General features: G+C 62.6%; 18 protein-coding genes. 14 read left to right on the top strand and 4 right to left on the bottom strand.

Going from position 1 to position 17,401, the window contains the following annotated elements:
• Nucleotides 1-167: 167 nt before the first annotated feature.
• The 9 genes from xdhA to SM764_RS04005 all read left to right on the top strand — a co-directional run bounded on the left by xdhA (nt 168) and on the right by SM764_RS04005 (nt 10,277).
• Entirely contained in the window at nt 168-1,529 is a 1,362-nt protein-coding gene (xdhA, locus tag SM764_RS04045) for a xanthine dehydrogenase small subunit (RefSeq protein WP_369001071.1), read from the top strand.
• A complete protein-coding gene (gene xdhB / locus SM764_RS04040) occupies nt 1,526-3,823 on the top strand; it encodes a xanthine dehydrogenase molybdopterin binding subunit (RefSeq protein WP_369001070.1) in 2,298 nt (765 codons plus the stop codon). The genes xdhA and xdhB overlap by 4 nt, the downstream gene beginning before the upstream one ends.
• On the top strand, nt 3,813-4,775 hold the full coding sequence (gene xdhC, locus SM764_RS04035; RefSeq protein WP_369001069.1) for a xanthine dehydrogenase accessory protein XdhC: 963 nt from the start codon (nt 3,813-3,815) through the stop codon (nt 4,773-4,775). Before xdhB ends, xdhC begins: the two co-directional genes overlap by 11 nt.
• Nucleotides 4,772-6,289 carry an ABC transporter ATP-binding protein gene (locus SM764_RS04030; RefSeq protein ID WP_369001068.1) on the top strand — a complete coding sequence of 506 codons (1,518 nt, stop codon included), beginning with the start codon at nt 4,772-4,774 and terminating at the stop codon, nt 6,287-6,289. Before xdhC ends, SM764_RS04030 begins: the two co-directional genes overlap by 4 nt.
• 39 nt (nt 6,290-6,328) lie before the next feature.
• A complete protein-coding gene (locus SM764_RS04025; protein WP_065271092.1) occupies nt 6,329-7,411 on the top strand; it encodes an ABC transporter permease in 1,083 nt (360 codons plus the stop codon).
• The gene (locus SM764_RS04020; RefSeq protein ID WP_368948606.1) at nt 7,411-7,683 is read left to right on the top strand and encodes a hypothetical protein; all 273 of its coding nucleotides are present in this window, start codon (nt 7,411-7,413) and stop codon (nt 7,681-7,683) included. Before SM764_RS04025 ends, SM764_RS04020 begins: the two co-directional genes overlap by 1 nt.
• Nucleotides 7,683-8,603 (top strand): ABC transporter permease, encoded by a 921-nt coding sequence (locus SM764_RS04015; RefSeq protein ID WP_274832287.1) that lies wholly within the window; start codon nt 7,683-7,685, stop codon nt 8,601-8,603. Before SM764_RS04020 ends, SM764_RS04015 begins: the two co-directional genes overlap by 1 nt.
• 71 nt (nt 8,604-8,674) lie before the next feature.
• Nucleotides 8,675-9,748 carry a BMP family ABC transporter substrate-binding protein gene (locus SM764_RS04010; RefSeq protein ID WP_065271094.1) on the top strand — a complete coding sequence of 358 codons (1,074 nt, stop codon included), beginning with the start codon at nt 8,675-8,677 and terminating at the stop codon, nt 9,746-9,748.
• Between the two features lie 211 nt (nt 9,749-9,959).
• The gene (locus SM764_RS04005) at nt 9,960-10,277 is read left to right on the top strand and encodes a hypothetical protein (protein WP_369001067.1); all 318 of its coding nucleotides are present in this window, start codon (nt 9,960-9,962) and stop codon (nt 10,275-10,277) included.
• Between the two features lie 45 nt (nt 10,278-10,322).
• Here SM764_RS04005 and SM764_RS04000 read toward each other — a convergent pair whose 3' ends face one another.
• Nucleotides 10,323-10,937: a CDP-alcohol phosphatidyltransferase family protein gene (locus tag SM764_RS04000; protein WP_369001066.1), complete on the bottom strand. Its 615-nt coding sequence runs from the start codon at nt 10,935-10,937 to the stop codon at nt 10,323-10,325.
• A 129-nt stretch (nt 10,938-11,066) separates the two neighbouring features.
• Here SM764_RS04000 and SM764_RS03995 point away from each other — a divergent pair, with 129 nt between their 5' ends.
• The 5 genes from SM764_RS03995 (at nt 11,067) to SM764_RS03975 (ending at nt 14,840) form a co-directional block, all read left to right on the top strand.
• The gene (locus tag SM764_RS03995) at nt 11,067-12,017 is read left to right on the top strand and encodes an aldo/keto reductase (RefSeq protein ID WP_369001065.1); all 951 of its coding nucleotides are present in this window, start codon (nt 11,067-11,069) and stop codon (nt 12,015-12,017) included.
• Between the two features lie 2 nt (nt 12,018-12,019).
• Entirely contained in the window at nt 12,020-13,096 is a 1,077-nt protein-coding gene (locus tag SM764_RS03990) for an NAD(P)/FAD-dependent oxidoreductase (RefSeq protein ID WP_369001064.1), read from the top strand.
• Nucleotides 13,096-13,752 (top strand): DUF938 domain-containing protein, encoded by a 657-nt coding sequence (locus SM764_RS03985; RefSeq protein ID WP_369001063.1) that lies wholly within the window; start codon nt 13,096-13,098, stop codon nt 13,750-13,752. The genes SM764_RS03990 and SM764_RS03985 overlap by 1 nt, the downstream gene beginning before the upstream one ends.
• 73 nt (nt 13,753-13,825) lie before the next feature.
• Complete coding sequence (locus SM764_RS03980; protein ID WP_065271100.1) at nt 13,826-14,164, top strand: carboxymuconolactone decarboxylase family protein; 339 nt, start codon at nt 13,826-13,828, stop codon at nt 14,162-14,164.
• 85 nt (nt 14,165-14,249) lie between these two features.
• The gene (locus tag SM764_RS03975; protein WP_369001062.1) at nt 14,250-14,840 is read left to right on the top strand and encodes an HD domain-containing protein; all 591 of its coding nucleotides are present in this window, start codon (nt 14,250-14,252) and stop codon (nt 14,838-14,840) included.
• A 6-nt stretch (nt 14,841-14,846) separates the two neighbouring features.
• On the opposite strand, the gene SM764_RS03970 is transcribed toward SM764_RS03975, so the two are convergent.
• The 3 genes from SM764_RS03970 to SM764_RS03960 form a co-directional block, all read right to left on the bottom strand.
• Nucleotides 14,847-15,578 carry an LrgB family protein gene (locus SM764_RS03970; RefSeq protein WP_368948613.1) on the bottom strand — a complete coding sequence of 244 codons (732 nt, stop codon included), beginning with the start codon at nt 15,576-15,578 and terminating at the stop codon, nt 14,847-14,849.
• A complete protein-coding gene (locus SM764_RS03965; RefSeq protein WP_369001061.1) occupies nt 15,571-15,918 on the bottom strand; it encodes a CidA/LrgA family protein in 348 nt (115 codons plus the stop codon). The genes SM764_RS03970 and SM764_RS03965 overlap by 8 nt, the downstream gene beginning before the upstream one ends.
• Nucleotides 15,919-16,013: 95 nt before the next feature.
• Nucleotides 16,014-17,252: a PQQ-dependent sugar dehydrogenase gene (locus SM764_RS03960; protein WP_369001060.1), complete on the bottom strand. Its 1,239-nt coding sequence runs from the start codon at nt 17,250-17,252 to the stop codon at nt 16,014-16,016.
• Nucleotides 17,253-17,401: the final 149 nt, after the last annotated feature.

Below are 17,401 nucleotides of genomic sequence, written 5' to 3'. Positions count from 1 at the left end.
CACGGCCAAAAGCTTTTGCCGCCCGTAGTGTCGCTTTTTCTTGCCAGAATCCGCTTGGGCTTTCTAGGCTATGCTTAACAAGCATGCATATATCCCGCTGGCTCTTCTACGTCGCATCGAAGGGTTGGCAGTACGGGAAAACAGGGTAAGGCGACGGGTTTCACAAGATGACAATCACCTTTCATCTGAACGGTGAGGAGGTAACGCTGAGCGATGCGAATTCGTCGGCGACGCTGCTCGATTGGCTGCGCGAAGAGCGCGGCCTGACCGGCACCAAGGAAGGCTGCAACGAGGGCGACTGCGGCGCCTGCACGGTGATGGTGACCGATGAACAGGGCGCAAAGCCGCTGAATGCCTGCATTCTGTTCCTGCCACAGCTGAACGGCAAATCGGTGCGCACCGTCGAAGGCGCTGCCGGGCCGGACGGCAGCCTGCACCCGGTCCAGGACGCAATGATCAACCATCATGGCAGCCAGTGCGGGTTCTGCACCCCCGGCTTCGTCATGTCGATGGTCACCGCACACAAGAACGGCGCCCACGATTTCGACGACCAATTGGCCGGAAACCTGTGCCGCTGCACCGGCTATGCGCCCATCGTCCGCGCGGCCAAGGCGGCAGCCGATCAACCGGTGCCCGACTGGATCGCGTCCGAGGCCCCACCTGCGGCCAAACCCCTTGATAACATGCCGACTTCATCCGACGATCTCGCCGCGCTCTTCGCCGCTAACCCCGAGGCAACGCTGGTGGCCGGGGCGACGGATGTCGGTCTCTGGGTGACCAAGGGCCTGCGCGATCTGGAGCATATGATTTTCCTAGACCGCTGCACCGACCTGAAACAGATCGAGATCAGCGAAGAGACCGCGCGCGTCGGCGCCATGGTCGACATGAACCGGATGCGGGCCGCCATCGCCCCGCTGCACCCGTCCTATGCCGAGATGATCCGCCGCTATGCCTCGCAGCAGGTGCGTGCAGCCGCCACGGTCGGCGGCAATATCGCCAATGGCTCCCCCATTGGGGACAACCCGCCCGCGCTCATCGCGCTTGGCGCCACGCTGCATCTTCGCAAGGGCGATACCCGGCGCGATCTGCCGCTTGAAGACTTCTTCCTTGAATACGGCAAACAGGACCGTCAGCCGGGCGAATTCGTCGAGGCGGTTTCTTTCCCGCGTCAGCCCGATACCCTGCGCGTCTACAAGCTCTCCAAACGCTTTGACCAGGACATCTCGGCCGTGCTCGGCGCTTTCAATGTCACGGTCGAAGATGGCATCGTGCGCGCGGCCCGCATTGCCTTTGGCGGTATGGCAGGCATTCCCAAACGCGCGTCCCATGTTGAGGCCGCTCTTGTCGGTCACCCCTGGACACCGGCGACCATTGCCCTTGCCCAAGCGGAATTCGACAAGGACTTCACCCCGATGCGGGACATGCGCGCCTCGGATGAATACCGCCTCGACTGCGCCCGCAACATGCTGCAACGCTGTTTCGCGGATCTCGCGGGCGAAACCGTCAGCGTGCTGGAGGTGGGACAATGAGCGTTGCAAAGCCCCTGCCCCACGACGCCGCCCGCCTGCATGTGACCGGCGCCGCCCGCTATGTGGACGACACCCCGACGCCGCGCGGTACACTGCATCTGGCCTTTGGCCTGTCGCCCATCGCCAAGGGGCGCATCACCAAGATGGATCTGGAGCCCGCCCGCCAAAGCTCCGGCGTGGTCGCGGTGCTGAGCGCCGGTGATCTGCCCTTTGACAATGATGTCTCCCCGTCGAACCATGATGAGCCACTGCTGACATCCGGCGCGGTCAACTATGTCGGCCAGCCGGTGTTTCTGGTGGTGGCAAGCAGCCACCGGGCCGCGCGCATCGCCGCCCGCAAAGCCATGATAGACTACGCCGAGGAAACACCCCTGCTGACGCTGGAGGCCGCATTGGCCGCCGACAGCCGGTTCGAGGAAGGCCCGCGCATCTATCAAAAGGGCGATGCCGCCGCAGCCATCTCCACCGCCCCGCGCATGGTCGAAGGCAGCTTTGATCTTGGCGGGCAGGAACATTTCTATCTGGAAGGTCAGGCTGCGCTGGCCCAGCCACAAGAGGATGGCGGCATGCTGGTCAATTCCTCGACCCAGCACCCGACCGAGATTCAGCACAAGGTGGCCGAGGCCATTGGCCTGCCGATGCATGCGGTGCGGGTGGAAACCCGGCGCATGGGTGGCGGATTTGGCGGCAAGGAAAGCCAGGGCAACGCGCTGGCGGTCGCCTGCGCCATTGCCGCGCGCCACACCGGGCGCCCGTGCAAGATGCGTTATGACCGCGATGACGACATGGTCATCACCGGCAAACGTCACGCCTTCCGCATTTCCTACCGGGCGGGTTTTGACACGGACGGCCGCCTGTTGGGGGTGGAGTTCACCCATCTGGTGGATTGCGGCTGGGCGCAGGATCTGTCGCTGCCAGTTGCCGACCGCGCCATGCTGCACGCTGACAACGCTTATGCGATCCCCGCGATCCGCATCGTAAGTCATCGCCTCAAGACCAACCGGCAAAGCGCCACCGCCTATCGCGGCTTTGGCGGCCCTCAGGGCATGGTCGGGATCGAACGGGTGATGGATCATATCGCCCATGATCTGAAGCTGGACCCGGTCGAATTGCGGCAACGCAACTACTACGCCGCCCCCGGCACCGCCACGGGCGACAACACGACCCCCTATGGCATGGAGGTCAGCGATTTCGAATTGCACGAGATGACCGCGCAATTGCTGGAGAGCGCCGATTATGCCGCCCGCAAGGCAGAAATCGCCGACTGGAACCAGGGGCAGACACAGCTCAAACGGGGGCTCGCCTTCTCTCCGGTCAAATTCGGCATTTCCTTCACCCTGACCCACCTCAATCAGGCCGGGGCGCTGGTTCATGTCTATCAGGATGGCTCGGTCCACCTGAACCACGGCGGCACCGAGATGGGACAAGGATTGTTCCAGAAGGTCGCGCAGGTGGCCGCCAGCCGGTTTGGCATCCCACTGGAGAAGGTGAAGATCACCGCCACCGACACCGCCAAGGTGCCCAATACCTCCGCCACGGCGGCCTCTTCCGGGTCTGACCTCAACGGGATGGCGGTCAAGGCCGCCTGCGACACCATCCGTGCCCGCATGGCCGAACATCTGGCTAACCTGCATCAGGCGGCGCCTGCGGATGTGGTCTTTGCAGATGGCGTGGTTCGGATCGGCGACGCTCTGGAGCTCAGCTTCGATGCGGCGGCGAAACTATGCTACGAGGGGCGGATCAGCCTGTCATCCACCGGCTTCTACAAAACCCCAAAACTGGAGTGGGACCGGATCAAGGGACAGGGACGCCCCTTCTTCTACTTTGCCTATGGCGCCGCCCTGACCGAGGTTGTGGTGGACCGGCTGACTGGCGAAAACCGCATCCTGCGCGCCGATATCCTGCATGACGCAGGCGCCTCGCTGAACCCGGCGCTGGATATCGGCCAGGTCGAAGGCGGCTACGTGCAGGGCGCCGGATGGCTCACCACCGAGGAACTGGTCTGGGACGACAAGGGCGCTCTGCGCACCCATGCGCCTTCGACCTACAAGATCCCCGCCTGCTCTGACCGCCCGGTTATCTTCAACGTGGCGCTTTTTGACGGGCAGAACCGCGAAGAGACCATCTACCGATCCAAGGCGGTGGGCGAGCCGCCCTTCATGCTGGGGATTTCGGCTTGGCTGGCGCTGTCGGATGCGGTGTCCGCCTTTGGTGCGGCCTATCCTGCCCTTGATGCACCGGCCACCGCCGAAGAGATCTGGCGCGCGGCGCGGAGGACCAGTGATGGGACTTGATCTGGACGGGCTCAAGGCCGCAGTAACAGCACACGGTCGTGTCACCCGCGTAGTGATCGCCGCCATCCGCGGCTCCTCCCCACGCGAAGTGGGCGCCGCCATGCTGATCTGGCGCACAGAGGATGGTTTTGCCCAATCCGGTACCATCGGCGGAGGCGCGCTTGAATATGAAGCAGCGCAAACGGCCGCCGTGCAGGACAGGGCATCGGTTCTCAGCACCCACGCGCTTGGCCCCGATCTGGGCCAGTGCTGCGGCGGATCGGTAACGCTGCTGAGCGAAGTCTATGAGGCGAATGACCTAGAACGCCTCGACACCGAGGTGATCGCGCGCCCTGCAGGACAGGACAGCCCGATGCCGCTCACGGTGCGGCGTCTGCTGACCCGGCAGCGCAATCAGGGCCAGCGCCCGGCCCCGCAGCTGATCGACGGCTGGATGATCGAAGCCAGGCACCGGCCAGAGCACCCGTTGTGGATCTGGGGCGCGGGCCATGTCGGGCGCGCGCTGGTCGATGTTTTGGCGCCCCTGCCCGATCACGACATCACCTGGGTCGACACCGCCCGAAACCGGTTTCCTGAGCATATTTCGGACACCATAACCCCCGTATGGGCTGAAAATCCGTCGCTTTTGGTGGCTCACGCGCCGTCAACTGCCCGACATCTGGTTCTGACCTATTCCCATGAGCTGGATCTGGCGCTATGCCACGCCCTGCTGAAACATGACTTTGCCTTTGCCGGGCTGATTGGCTCCGCGACCAAATGGGCGCGCTTCCGTTCCCGGCTTGCTGCCCTAGGCCACGCCCCCGCGCGGATCGACCGGATCACCTGCCCAATTGGGGATCCGGCCCTGGGCAAGCACCCGCAGGCAATCGCGGTCGGTGTGACGGCGCAGCTGCTGGCGCTGGATGCAAGAGGCAGCGCAGAACAGGAACTAAGAAAGGACCGGCACGCGTGACTGTACCCCTTCTGAGCCTCCAGGGCCTGACCAAGGCCTACCCAGGCGTCGTTGCCAACGATCAGGTGTCCTTCGACATCGGCGAAGGCGAGGTCCACGCCCTTCTGGGCGAAAACGGCGCCGGCAAATCCACCCTCGTGAAAATGATCTACGGGCTGGTGAAGCCGGACAGCGGCCAGATGCTGCTGCGCGGAGCGCCCTTTGCCCCGGCCGAACCTCGCGCCGCCCGCGCCGATGGCATCGCAATGGTATTCCAGCATTTTTCCCTGTTCGATGCGTTGAACGTGGCGGAAAACATCGCCCTTGGCATGGAAAACCCGCCGCCGCTGCGCGATCTGGCCAGCCGCATCCGCGAGGTCTCTGAAACCTATGGTTTGCCGCTCGATCCGTTCCGCACCGTGGGCGATCTCTCTGCCGGGGAACGCCAGCGGGTCGAGATCATCCGCTGCCTGCTGCAGGACCCGAAACTGCTGATCATGGACGAGCCAACCTCGGTGCTGACCCCGCAGGAGGTCGAGATCCTGTTCGAGACCCTGCAGAAACTGCGCAGCGAAGGCACCTCGATCCTTTATATCAGTCACAAGCTGGAAGAGATCCGCACCCTGTGCGATCACGCCACGATCCTGCGGCTGGGCAAGAATGTCGGCGAATGCACCCCATCCGAAACCTCGGCCCGCGACATGGCCGAGATGATGGTGGGTACCGCTCTCAAGACCCCGGAACGCGCTGGCCGGGATCTGGGCGACGTGGCGATGGACATCAGCGGCTTGTCGGTTCCCGCACCTTCGGCCTTTGGCACCGCGCTGAAAAATGTCCACCTGAGCGTGCGCAAGGGAGAGATCTTTGGCATCGGCGGTGTGGCCGGCAACGGGCAGGATGAACTCCTTGCAGTTCTGTCGGGCGAGACCCTGTCGGTTCCGGATGCTGTAAAACTTCACGGGAAGCCCATCGGCAAGCTGGGTCCGGTTGCGCGGCGCCGCCTTGGGCTGCTGTCGGCCCCCGAAGAACGCCTTGGCCATGCGGCAGCGCCGGACATGAGCCTCACGGAAAATGCCATGCTGACTGCCGCCGTACGCGAAGGTCTGGTCAGCCGCGGTTTCCTCAATTGGCCCGCCGCCAAGGCGTTTGCCAAACGCGTGATTTCCGAATTCGACGTGCGCACGCCGGGACCGGAAAACGCGGCACGCTCTCTGTCCGGGGGCAACCTGCAGAAATTCGTCATCGGCCGCGAGGTGCTGCAACGCCCCGAGGTGCTGGTGGTGAACCAGCCCACATGGGGCGTCGATGCCTCTGCCGCCGCCGCGATCCGGCAATCGCTGCTGGATCTGGCCGCAGGTGGCACCGCCGTCATCTGCATCAGTCAGGATCTGGACGAACTGATGGAGATTTCCGACAGTTTCGCCGCGCTGAACGAAGGCCGCCTGAGCGCGCCGCGCCCGGCTGCGGGGCTGACGGTGGATGAAATCGGCCTGATGATGGGCGGCGCCCACGGCATGGAGGTGGCGCATGTCTGATCCCTGCCAGTATTTGACTATCAATGAAGGAGCCGACGCATGATCCGGCTTGAGAAACGGCCACAGCCGTCGCGCGCCTGGTCGATGGCCACGCCGCTGGTGGCGGTGCTGGCAACGATGATCGCGGGCGGGCTGTTGTTCGCCATCCTGGGCAAGGACCCGGTCGAGGCGATCCGCACCATTTTCTGGGAACCGCTGTTTGGCGAGTTCGCCTTCTACTACCGCCCGCAGTTGCTGATTAAAGGCGCGCCGCTGGTCTTGATCGCCATCGGGCTGTCCTTGGGCTTTCGCGCCGGGATCTGGAACATCGGCGCCGAAGGGCAGTACATCATGGGCGCGCTGTTCGGCGCCGGGATGGGGCTGGCCTTTTATCCTCACGAAGCCTGGTACATCTTCCCGCTCATGGTCCTCGCAGGGGCCTTTGGCGGCTGGATCTGGGCGATGATTCCGGCCTTTCTGAAGGTTCGCTTCGGCACCAATGAAATTCTCGTCTCCTTGATGCTGGTCTATGTGGCCGAACAGTTCCTCGCCTCCATGTCGCTGGGATTGCTGAAAAACCCCGAAGGCTTTGGCTTTCCCGGCAGCCGCAACCTGCAACAATATGAAAGCGCCCATAACGCCGATCTGATCGCAGGCTCCGGCATGCACTGGGGTGTGGTTGCCGCGCTAATCGCGGTGATCTTTGCCTATGTCCTGCTGAACCGGCACATGCTGGGCTATCAGATCCGCCTGACCGGCGAAGCGCCGCGCGCCGCGCGTTTTGCCGGCGTGAACCCGGCGCGGCTGGTGCTGTTCTGCCTTGGCACCTCCGGCATGCTGGCCGGCCTTGCGGGCCTGTTCGAGGTCTCCGGCCCGTCGGGCCAGGTCTCGATCGATTTCAACGTGGGCTATGGGTTCACTGCCATTATCGTGGCCTTTCTTGGTCGCCTGCATCCCGTCGGGATCCTGCTGGCAGGAGGGCTGATGGCGCTGACGTATATTGGCGGCGATATCGCGCAATCGAACATGGGCCTGCCCTCGGCAGCGATCCAGGTCTTCCAGGGGATGCTTTTGTTCTTCCTTCTGGCATTCGACCTGCTCACCAATTTCCGTATCGCAATCGGCAAGCCGGAGGTGGCGTGATGGGAGACACTGCAACAAATCTCGTTTTCGGCATCCTGGGTGCGTTGGTCGTGTACGCCGTACTGCATCTAGCTGGATTGCAATTGTGGATTATTGCACTGGCAATGTTCTGGTTCATTACTATTCCGGTCATCGTAGCAGTAGCCTTTGTTGGGCAGACAACATCGCAACCTGTACTGAAGCGTGTACTGTCCAGCACAGCCGTCGCAACTGGCACATTGTTCGCAGCAAGCGGCTTCCTTCTCCTAGCTTTGGCCATGAGGGACATCTAATGGATCTTTCTGCAATCAATCCGGTCCTGCTGATCGCCTCCCTCATGGTGGCAGCCACACCCTTGCTGCTGGCCGCCGTGGGCGAGCTGGTGGTGGAAAAGGCAGGCGTTCTGAACCTTGGCGTCGAAGGCATGATGATCACCGGCGCCATCGCCGGCTTTGCCACCGCCGTCGAAAGCGGCTCACCGCTCTTCGGCTTTGTCATCGCCGCAGTGGCGGGGGCGACGCTGTCCACCCTCTTCGCCATCCTCACCCAGTTTGCCAAGGCCAACCAGGTCGCATCGGGCCTGTCACTCACGCTCTTCGGGCTCGGAATCTCGGCGCTGATGGGACAAAGCTATGTCGGTATCAAACCGCCGCAGATGCAGGACATCCATATCCCGGTACTGAGTGATCTGCCCGTCGTTGGACCGATCCTGTTTGGCCATGACATCATCCTCTATTTCGGCATTGTCCTGACAGCGGTGGTCTGGGTGGTACTGAAATACACCCGTGTGGGTCTGATCCTGCGCGCGGTCGGGGAGAACCACGATGCGGCCCACGCGCTTGGCTACAAGGTGCTGCGCATCCGGGTGCTGGCGATCCTGTTCGGCGGCGCCTGCGCTGGCATGGGCGGTGCCTATATCAGCCTGATCCGGGTCCCCCAGTGGACCGAAGGCATGACCGCCGGCATCGGCTGGATCGCCCTTGCGCTGGTGGTCTTTGCCAGCTGGAAACCCTGGCGGGTGCTGCTGGGCGCCTATCTTTTCGGCGGTGTTACCGTGGTGCAGCTTAATCTTCAGGCAGCAGGCGTTGCCATCCCGGTCGAGTATCTGGCAATGTCGCCCTATCTGATCACCATTGTGGTGCTTGTCATTCTATCAGCGGATAAGAGCAGCGCACCCGCTGCCCTTGGCCGCAATTTCCATGCCTCCCGTTAGGATCTGACGGCAGGCCAAACACCCTGCCCGGGCATCCGGGCACATTATAAACAACACGGGGGATCCCTTTGATGAAACTGACGACACTTCTGACCAGCGCCGCCATGGCGCTTGGCCTTGCGACCGGCGCGATGGCCGAAGACAAGACCAAGGTAGGCTTTGTCTATGTCGGTCCCGTCGGCGACGGTGGCTGGACCTATGAGCACAATCAGGGCCGCCTGGCCGTAGAAGAGGAATTCGGCGACAAGGTCGAAACCGTTTACGTGGAAAACGTCGCCGAAGGCCCCGACGCCGAGCGCGTGATCACCCAGATGGCCCTTCAAGGCGCGGATCTGATCTTCACCACTTCGTTCGGCTACATGGATCCGACCATCAACGTCGCCAAGAAGTTCCCGAACGTGAAGTTCGAGCACGCCACCGGCTATAAGCGCGCCGACAACGTCTCGACCTATTCTGCACGCTTCTATGAAGGCCGCGCCGTTCAGGGCACCATCGCGGGCAACATGACCGAGAGCAACATCGTCGGCTACATCGGCTCCTACCCGATCCCCGAAGTGATCCGCGGCATCAACTCTGCCTATATCCACGCCAAGAAAGTGAACCCCGACGTCACCTTCAAGATCGTCTGGGCCTTCACCTGGTTCGACCCGGCGAAAGAGGCCGACGCCGCCAAGGTTCTGATCGAACAGGGCGCCGACGTGATCCTGCAGCACACCGACTCCACCGCACCGCAGGCGGCCGCACAGGCCGCAGGCAACGTGATCACCTTTGGTCAGGCTTCCGACATGGCCGAATACGCGCCGAAACCGCGCGTCTCCTCGATCATCGACAACTGGGCGCCCTATTACATCGCCCGTACCAAGGCCGTGATGGACGGCACCTGGACCTCGGTTGACACCTGGGACGGCATCGGCCCGGGCATGGTCGGCATCGGTGAAATCTCCGACGCGGTTCCCGCCGACGTGAAAGAAGCCGCGCTGGCGCTGAAAGCCTCCATCGCGGACGGTTCCTACCACCCGTTCACCGGCCCGCTGAACAAGCAGGACGGTTCGGCATGGCTGGCAGAGGGTGAAACCGCCGATGACGGCACCCTGGCCGGCATGAACTTCTTTGTGGAAGGCATCGAAGGCGATATCCCGCAGTAAGCGGCTTGCCCAGACGAGTTACGGAAAGGCCCGCCAGATTGGCGGGCCTTTTCTTTTGGTGGCTGCAGTTCTCCTCTGCACAGCCACTCCGCAAATCTTGGGCGACCCCAACTTCTGCAGCAAAGCAACCTTTTGCAGACCACGACCAACTCTCCTAGTATTCTCATCGCACCAGCATCGGCGGGCGCTAGACCGGGAGGCCTAGAAAAGGATGGAGTTTTTCGATTACGGCTATCTCTTGGCGGGCGACTGGCTCCCCTACTCCATCGCCCTTGCCGTGGTTGCTTGCGCAGCGTCTATTCTCACGATCCGGCGTCTGCCGAACCAGCCATGGCGCGCATTTTTCCTGTCCTGCCTGATCTCCTTTTGCGTGGCGTTCCTGCTCTCCGGAACCAGGTTCGGTTTTTCGGGCGGCGCCGAGGCGCTGTTCTGGAACGTACTGGGCGCAGGTCTGCTTGCTCAGATCTGGCTTCCGGTCTGTGCGGTCACTCACATTATCGCACGACGGGATCGGATCAGACGCCGATAAGCTGGCGCATAGACAACGCAGCCTCGACAGTAATCACCGGGGGGCCTAGCGCTTCTGCGAGAACACCCGATAGGCCAACAGCACACGCGACGCAGCCGTCACGAAGCACAAGGCGCCGAACACCCAGGCCATCAGGGCAAAGGCCCCCGGAAACAGGCACAGCGCCACAAAGAAGCCAATGGTCTCGGCTCCTTCCAGCAACCCTCCGGTGAAATAGAGCGTTTTGACGCCGCGCGCGGTGCTGGACATCCGGTGCCGCTCGGCCAGGACGGAATAACCAAGGAAGCTGGCACCGTTCACGTAGAAAGACATGAGCAGAAAGGCACCTGCCGCGCCATTGGCCCCAGGGTTCGCCAGCACGAATGCCAAGGGCACCGCTCCGTAGAACAGGAAATCGCAGGTGATATCGAGATAACCGCCAAACCCCGTCGGCGCGCTGGCCCGCGCCACCGCCCCGTCCAGCCCATCCGCAAGGCGTGACAGCAACAACGGCAGCAGCGCCCAGCCAAACATCCCGAGAGCAATCAGCCCGGCAGACAGAAGACCCAGCGCCAGCCCTACCAGCGTCACCTGATTGGCACTGATCCCCCAGCGCGCAATGACCCTGCCCTGCGCGTTCAACGCAGGGTCGATCAACGGGCGGATACGGGCATCAAACATGGCTCTGTTGTGCCCTGCAAACGCTGCGCGCTCCAGTCACAATTGCGCGCGGCGGCGTTTTTGGCAGAAGCCTGTTGTTGCGTCATCTTCGCTCTTTTCCCTGTTCCCGCGACGTGGCAGGTTGCCGCCATGACACGCATCCTGACCACCCCCGACCACGCCCCCGTCAGTCGCTTTGCCTTTGGCACCATGCAGTTCGGAGGCCGCGCCGACGAAACGCAATCGGCCGAAATGTATGACGCCTGCCGCGCAGCCGGGATCACCCATTTCGACACCGCCTGGGTCTATAACGAGGGCGAAAGCGAGAAGATCCTCGGCCGCCTGATCAAGGGGGAGCGCGACAAGCTGCTGATCGCGACCAAGGTGGGCTATACCGGCGGCGCAGGGGAAGCCAACATGCGAGCGCAGTTCGACACCTGCCGGGCGCGGTTAGATCTGGATATGGTGGATGTCCTTTACCTGCACCGGTTCGATCCCGAAACCGACCTCACCGAAACGCTGGAATGTTTTGCATCCCTGAAACAACAGGGGATGATCCGCTATGTGGGCCTGTCGAATTTCGCCGCCTGGCAGGTAGTCAAGGCGCAGATGATCGGCGCCAAATTCGATTTGTCGATTGATATCCTGCAGCCGATGTATTCCCTGGTCAAACGCCAGGCCGAGGTCGAGATCCTGCCCATGTGCGCAGATCAGGACATCGCCATCGCGCCCTACTCTCCGCTGGGCGGCGGACTGCTGACCGGCAAATACGCCGAGGGCAGTGGCGAAGGGCGCCTGCAGGAAGATCCCCGCTACAACAGCCGCTATGGGCAGGACTGGATGCACCGCGCCGCCGCAGATCTGGCCGCGCTGGCGCAAGAGCTTGGCACCGATCCGGCGACCCTTGCCGTGGCCTGGGTGGCGGCCCATTCCAGCGGTCCGATGCCGATCATCTCGGGACGCACCGCAGAACAACTTGCGCCGTCGCTTGCGGCGATGGATTTCGATATGAGTGCCGATCTTTATGCGCGGATTTCAGCGCTCAGCCCGCGCCCGGCGCCGGCGACAGACCGGCTGGAAGAACAGGACGAAGGTATTTAGGCATGAGGGATTTTATCGTCATTGGCGGCGGCATCGCAGGGATCAGCGCCGCCGCACGGCTGTCGGAGCTCGGCAGCGTCACGGTACTGGAGGCGGAAGAGGCGCTTGGCTATCACGCCTCGGGGCGCTCGGCCGCCATGTTCGAGGAAAGCTATGGCAACCCAGCCGTTGTCGCGCTCAACAAGGCCAGCGCCGACTACCATTACAATGCCAATGGCGGTTACCTGACGCCGCGCGGTTTCATGCTGGTGGCAGGCCCCGGCGAAGAAGACGGGTTTGCGGCAGATGTCGCAGAACTGGATCTGCACAAGATCCATATCGACGATGCCTATGCCCGGGTGCCGATCCTGAATCCGGCCTCCGTCACCATGGCCGCCCTGCACGAGGATGCGCAGGATCTGGATACCGACCGGATGATCCAGGATTTTGCCCGCGTGGTGCGCGGTGCAGGCGGACAGGTGATCACACGGGCCGAGGTCACCGCGATCCAGCATAGCGGGTCAGGCTGGCAGGTGACGGCAGGCGGTCGGGCCTATGAAGGCAAGCAACTAATCAATGCCGCAGGGGCCTGGGTGGATCGTATCGCCGCCCTTGCCGGGGTTGCGCCCATCGGGATCACTCCCAAGCGCCGCTCCATGGCGCGACTGCCCGCGCCGGGCGGTCACGATGTCACAAAGTGGCCGATGATGATGGGTGTCGGGGAGTGTTGGTACGCCAAACCCGATGCAGGCAAGCTGCTGGTCTCCCCTGCGGATGCCGACCCGGTTGAGCCGCACGATGCCTTTGCCGACGATATGGTGCTGGCCGAAGGGCTGGCGCGTTATGAGGAAAAGGTAACCGAACCCGTCACACGGGTCGAAAGCAACTGGGCCGGTCTGCGCAGTTTCGTGAGCGATGGCGCGCTGGTGCTGGGCGCGGACCCTGACCGCCCCGATTTCATCTGGTGCGCGGCGCAGGGCGGCTATGGCTTTCAGACCGCACCAGCCGCCTCGCGCCTGCTGCGCGATCTGATCGGCGGCAAGACGCCCGAACTGGACCGCGATATCATTACCTCCCTGTCACCAGAAAGGCTGCGCTGATGCCCGTCCGCTCTGTTCCCGGCACCGCCTCTGTCGCCGCTGCGCAGGATGGCAAGCTCTTCGCCCCCTCTGCCGAGCGCAATATCGATCCCCTGTGCGATCTCTTGGCCGACATCGTCCCTGAAACCGGCAGCGCGCTGGAGATCGCCAGCGGCACCGGCCAGCATGTGGTGGCCTATGCCCGGCGCCTGCCCGGGTTGACATGGCAACCGACCGAGGTGGACGCCGCCCGGCGCGCCAGCATCGATGCCTATGTCGCAGAGGCGGGCCTTGATAACCTGCGCCCCGCCGCAGAACTGGATGCGACGGCGTCGGGCTGGGCCGCAACGGTCGGGCCAGTCGATTTCATCATCCTGTCGAATCTTCTGCACCTCATCACCGAGGAAGACGCCAGGACCCTGATCCGTGAAGCCGCACGCGCGCTGGCCCCGGCCGGAAGGATCGCGATCTATGGCCCCTTCATGCGCGCTGGTGAGCTGACAAGCGAAGGCGATCAGAGGTTCCACGCCTCTCTGACGGACCATGATCCGCTCATCGGCTACAAGGACGATTTCGACACCATCGACTGGCTGCAGGAGGCGGGCCTTGATCTGGCCGAGGTGATCGAAATGCCAGCAAACAATCTGGCCCTGGTGGCGCAAAAACCGGATTTCTGACCCAGATCAAAGCCGCAGTACTGCAGCCACCCTACTCCTTCAGGAAAATGAATATGATGATGAAGGACAGATCATGGGCTGGCACGAGAAACTGGACGGAACCCGCAACGGGCTGCGCAATCTGAACCGGGCGATCCCCGAGACCGCGCAGGCCTTTGGCGCCCTTGGCAAGGCGGTGAAGCAGGGTGGCACGCTGGAGTTCAAGCAGAAGGAATTCGTGGCGCTTGGCATCGCGGTCGCCCTGCGGTGTGAGGACTGTATCGGGCTGCACGTGGAAACCCTGATCAAGGCTGGCGCCACCCGCGAAGAAGTGGCCGACGTACTCGCGATGTCGATCCAGATGGGCGGCGGACCCGCGATGATGTACGCGGCCAAGGCGATGACCTGCTTTGACGAGCTAACCGCCGCCTGAGGCGTGGATCACTACACACAGAATGGCCTGTTCCATTCGAAAAACAGCGGCTAGGCTTCCGGAAAAGATCAACCGGGAGCCTGCCATGAAAGATCAACGTCACACCCCCACCTGGACCAGCTTTGAAGAGGCTGGGAAGGCAGACTGGGATGCGGTCATGGAGAATGAGGAGGCCTATAACGCCGCCCTGCCCGACCGCATTCTGGACGCGATCCGCTCGCTTGACGAGGACTGGACGCCCTACCCGGTGAACCGCTTCCAGCATTGTCTTCAGGCCGCCACCCGCGCCCATGCCGATGGCGCCGATGACGAAATCGTCGTTGCGGCGCTCGTGCATGATGTGGGCGATATCCTGTCGCCCTATAACCACGGCGAACTGGCCGCCGCGATGATGAAACCCTATGTCAGCGAACGCACCTGGTGGATCCTGAAACACCACTGCGTCTTTCAGGGGTATTACTACAATCACCACCTTGGCGGCGACCGTCACGCACGGGACAAATACCGCGACAGCCCCTATTGGGAGGACTGCCGCAAGTTCTGTCACGACTATGATCAATGCGCCTTTGACCCGGATTACCCGACGAAACCGCTGGAATTCTTCGAACCGATCCTGCGCCGGGTGCTCGCGCGCGGCGAAGGCCACATGGAGCTGAACGAGACCAGCGACAGCTGATCCGGCTCAGCCGCCCATGATCCACAGGATGCCGCTCCAGATGATCGGCAGCAGCAGCGCGGTTGCGAGCGCGTTGAGGCCCATGGCAAGGCCGGAAAAGGCGCCTGCGGTTTCGTTCACCTGCAGCGCTCGAGCGGTACCGATCCCGTGGCTGGCGGTGCCAATCGCCAGCCCCCGCGCGCGCCAGTCGACCACGCCGGTCACGTCCAGAACCTTCGGCCCCAGCATGGCGCCAAGAATACCGGTCACGATCACCAGAACCGCGGTCAGCGACGGCAGGCCGCCCAGTTTCTCGGCAATGCCCATTGCCACGGGCGCCGTCACCGATTTCGGCGCCACCGATGCAAGAACCGCCTCGGAACTGCCTGCAATCCAGGCCACCGCCACGGCCGACAGGATGGCGGTCAGCGATCCGGCAACAAGGCTCACCACGATGGCCAGAGCCGAACGGCGCACCCGGTACCATTGCCGATAGAGCGGCACCGCAAGGGCCACCGTGGCTGGCCCCAGCAGGAAGTGCACGAACTGGGCGCCCTCGAAATAACTGCCATAATCCGTCCCGGTCAGCATCAGCACAGCCACAACGATCAGCACCGCCCCCAGCACCGGGTTCAGCAATGGGTTCCTGCCGGTTTTCTCAAACAGGAAACTGGCCAGCTGAAAGGCCACCAGCGTCAGGGTGAGATGAAACAGCGGCGATGCGCTGAGATAGACCCAGGTGTCCTGCAGGTTATCCATCGGCGGACCCTGCCCCCAGCCACTGCATCAAAAGCCCGGTCACCGCGATGGTCGCCAAAGTCGAGACCACCAGCGCCAGCCCCAGCGGCAACAGCGCCTGTCCCAACAGCTGGAAATGCAGGATCACCCCGGTCCCGGCCGACACGAACAGCAGCGACATCGACCGCAACAGGCCGTTTGCCGTCTGATCCAGTTGCGCGGGCACCCGGCCCAGCAACATCAGAATGATAAACAGAAACACCATGCCCAGCACCGGCCCCGGTATGGGCAGCGCCAAGGCGCCGGTGATGAACTCCCCAGCCAGCTGACACACCAGTATAAGCGTAAGGAAACCCAGCATCTTATCCCTCCTGCACCTGATGAGGTGACTGTGGCATCCCTCTGGCATCCAAACAAGCGGCGTGCCCTCTCATCGGGTCGGACAAGGCAGCAGGCCTACGGGGAATAGGAAATCCGGTAGACGGCACCGGCAAAATCATCCGACACCAGAATGGAGCCATCCGGGTGCTGGATGACATCCACCGGGCGACCATCATATTCACCGTCTTGGTTCAGCCAGCCTTCGGCAAAGGGTTCAATGGCCGCGTTCCCCTGCGCGTCGATGAAGGTCACCATCACCCGTGCGCCGACCCGCTCGGAGCGGTTCCAGGACCCATGTTGGGCCGAAAAGATCGCGTTGCGGTATTTTTCGGGGAACATGTCCCCGGTGTAGAAACTCATACCCAGATCAGCCGCATGGGCGATGGTTTCGACCGCAGGCATGACAACCTCGACCGGAACCTCCTGCCCCGCATACTCGCGCGTCCGGGTTGATCCGCCACCGTACCAGGGAAAGCCGAAATGCTGACCCTTCTCGGTCTGGCGGTTGATTTCGCCGGGTGGAATGTCGTCGCCCATGCCATCGACCTGATTGTCAGTCCACCACAGCTCTCCAGTTTCCGGGTGAAAGTCATGCCCAACGGAATTGCGCGCGCCATAGGTAAAAACTTCGCGCCCACTGCCATCGCGGTTCATGCGGATGATCCCACCAATCCCGGTTTCATTGTAAAGCGCCAGCTTTTCCGGTGGCGCCACGTTGAAGGGCTGCCCAAGCGAGATATACAACTTGTTGTCCGGCCCCAGCTTGATGACCCGCGCCGTGTGATAAGAGCTTTCCTCGGCCTCGGGGATCAGGCTGCCCCGCGGCACGATTGGCACCGCGACCATGTCAGCGTTCTGATCGAAGGCCTCGGCGCCTGCAATGCGCAAAACCCGATTGCGCTCGGCGATGAACAGATCGCCATCCGGAGAAACCTCCACGCCATTGGGGATATCAAGGCTCAGGGAGGGCGCGAAATCCTTGACCTCATCCACAGCGCCGTCGCGGTCACGGTCCAGAACCGCCCAGACCTTGTCCCGCCTTGTGCCGACGAACAGGACTGTGCCACCAGGGGAAAGCGCCATGTGGCGGGCACCGGGAACCAGCGCATAGAGTTCGATCCTGAACCCCGTCGGCAAACGGATGCCCTCCAACACGCGCCGCAACGCATCGGTATCTGCCGTGTCTTGGTCGATATAGGTGTGTTCGGCGGATCCGGTGATCCTGATCGCGTCCGGATCTCCGGGGGCAGACTGCGCAGATGCAGACGCAGCAAACATCAGGCACAAAGCTACACTACCAAAGACCTGTCTCATCCTCTTCTCCCTGAAATCGCAAATTCGATCACAAGCCCGCAGACGCCACAGCCATGCACGGCACATCGCAAAGGGTAGTCGGAAAAAGAAGCAGGACAACCGGCAGCAAAGCGCGACCGGTCCGTCATTCCAACAAAAAAGCCCCAGCA

The organism is Pseudophaeobacter sp. 1A16562 (assembly GCF_041008785.1).
GTDB classification, from domain to species: domain Bacteria; phylum Pseudomonadota; class Alphaproteobacteria; order Rhodobacterales; family Rhodobacteraceae; genus Phycobacter; species Phycobacter gallaeciensis_A.
Note: the sequence above shows the minus strand (reverse complement) of the source record. Positions and strands in the feature narration are given on the sequence as shown.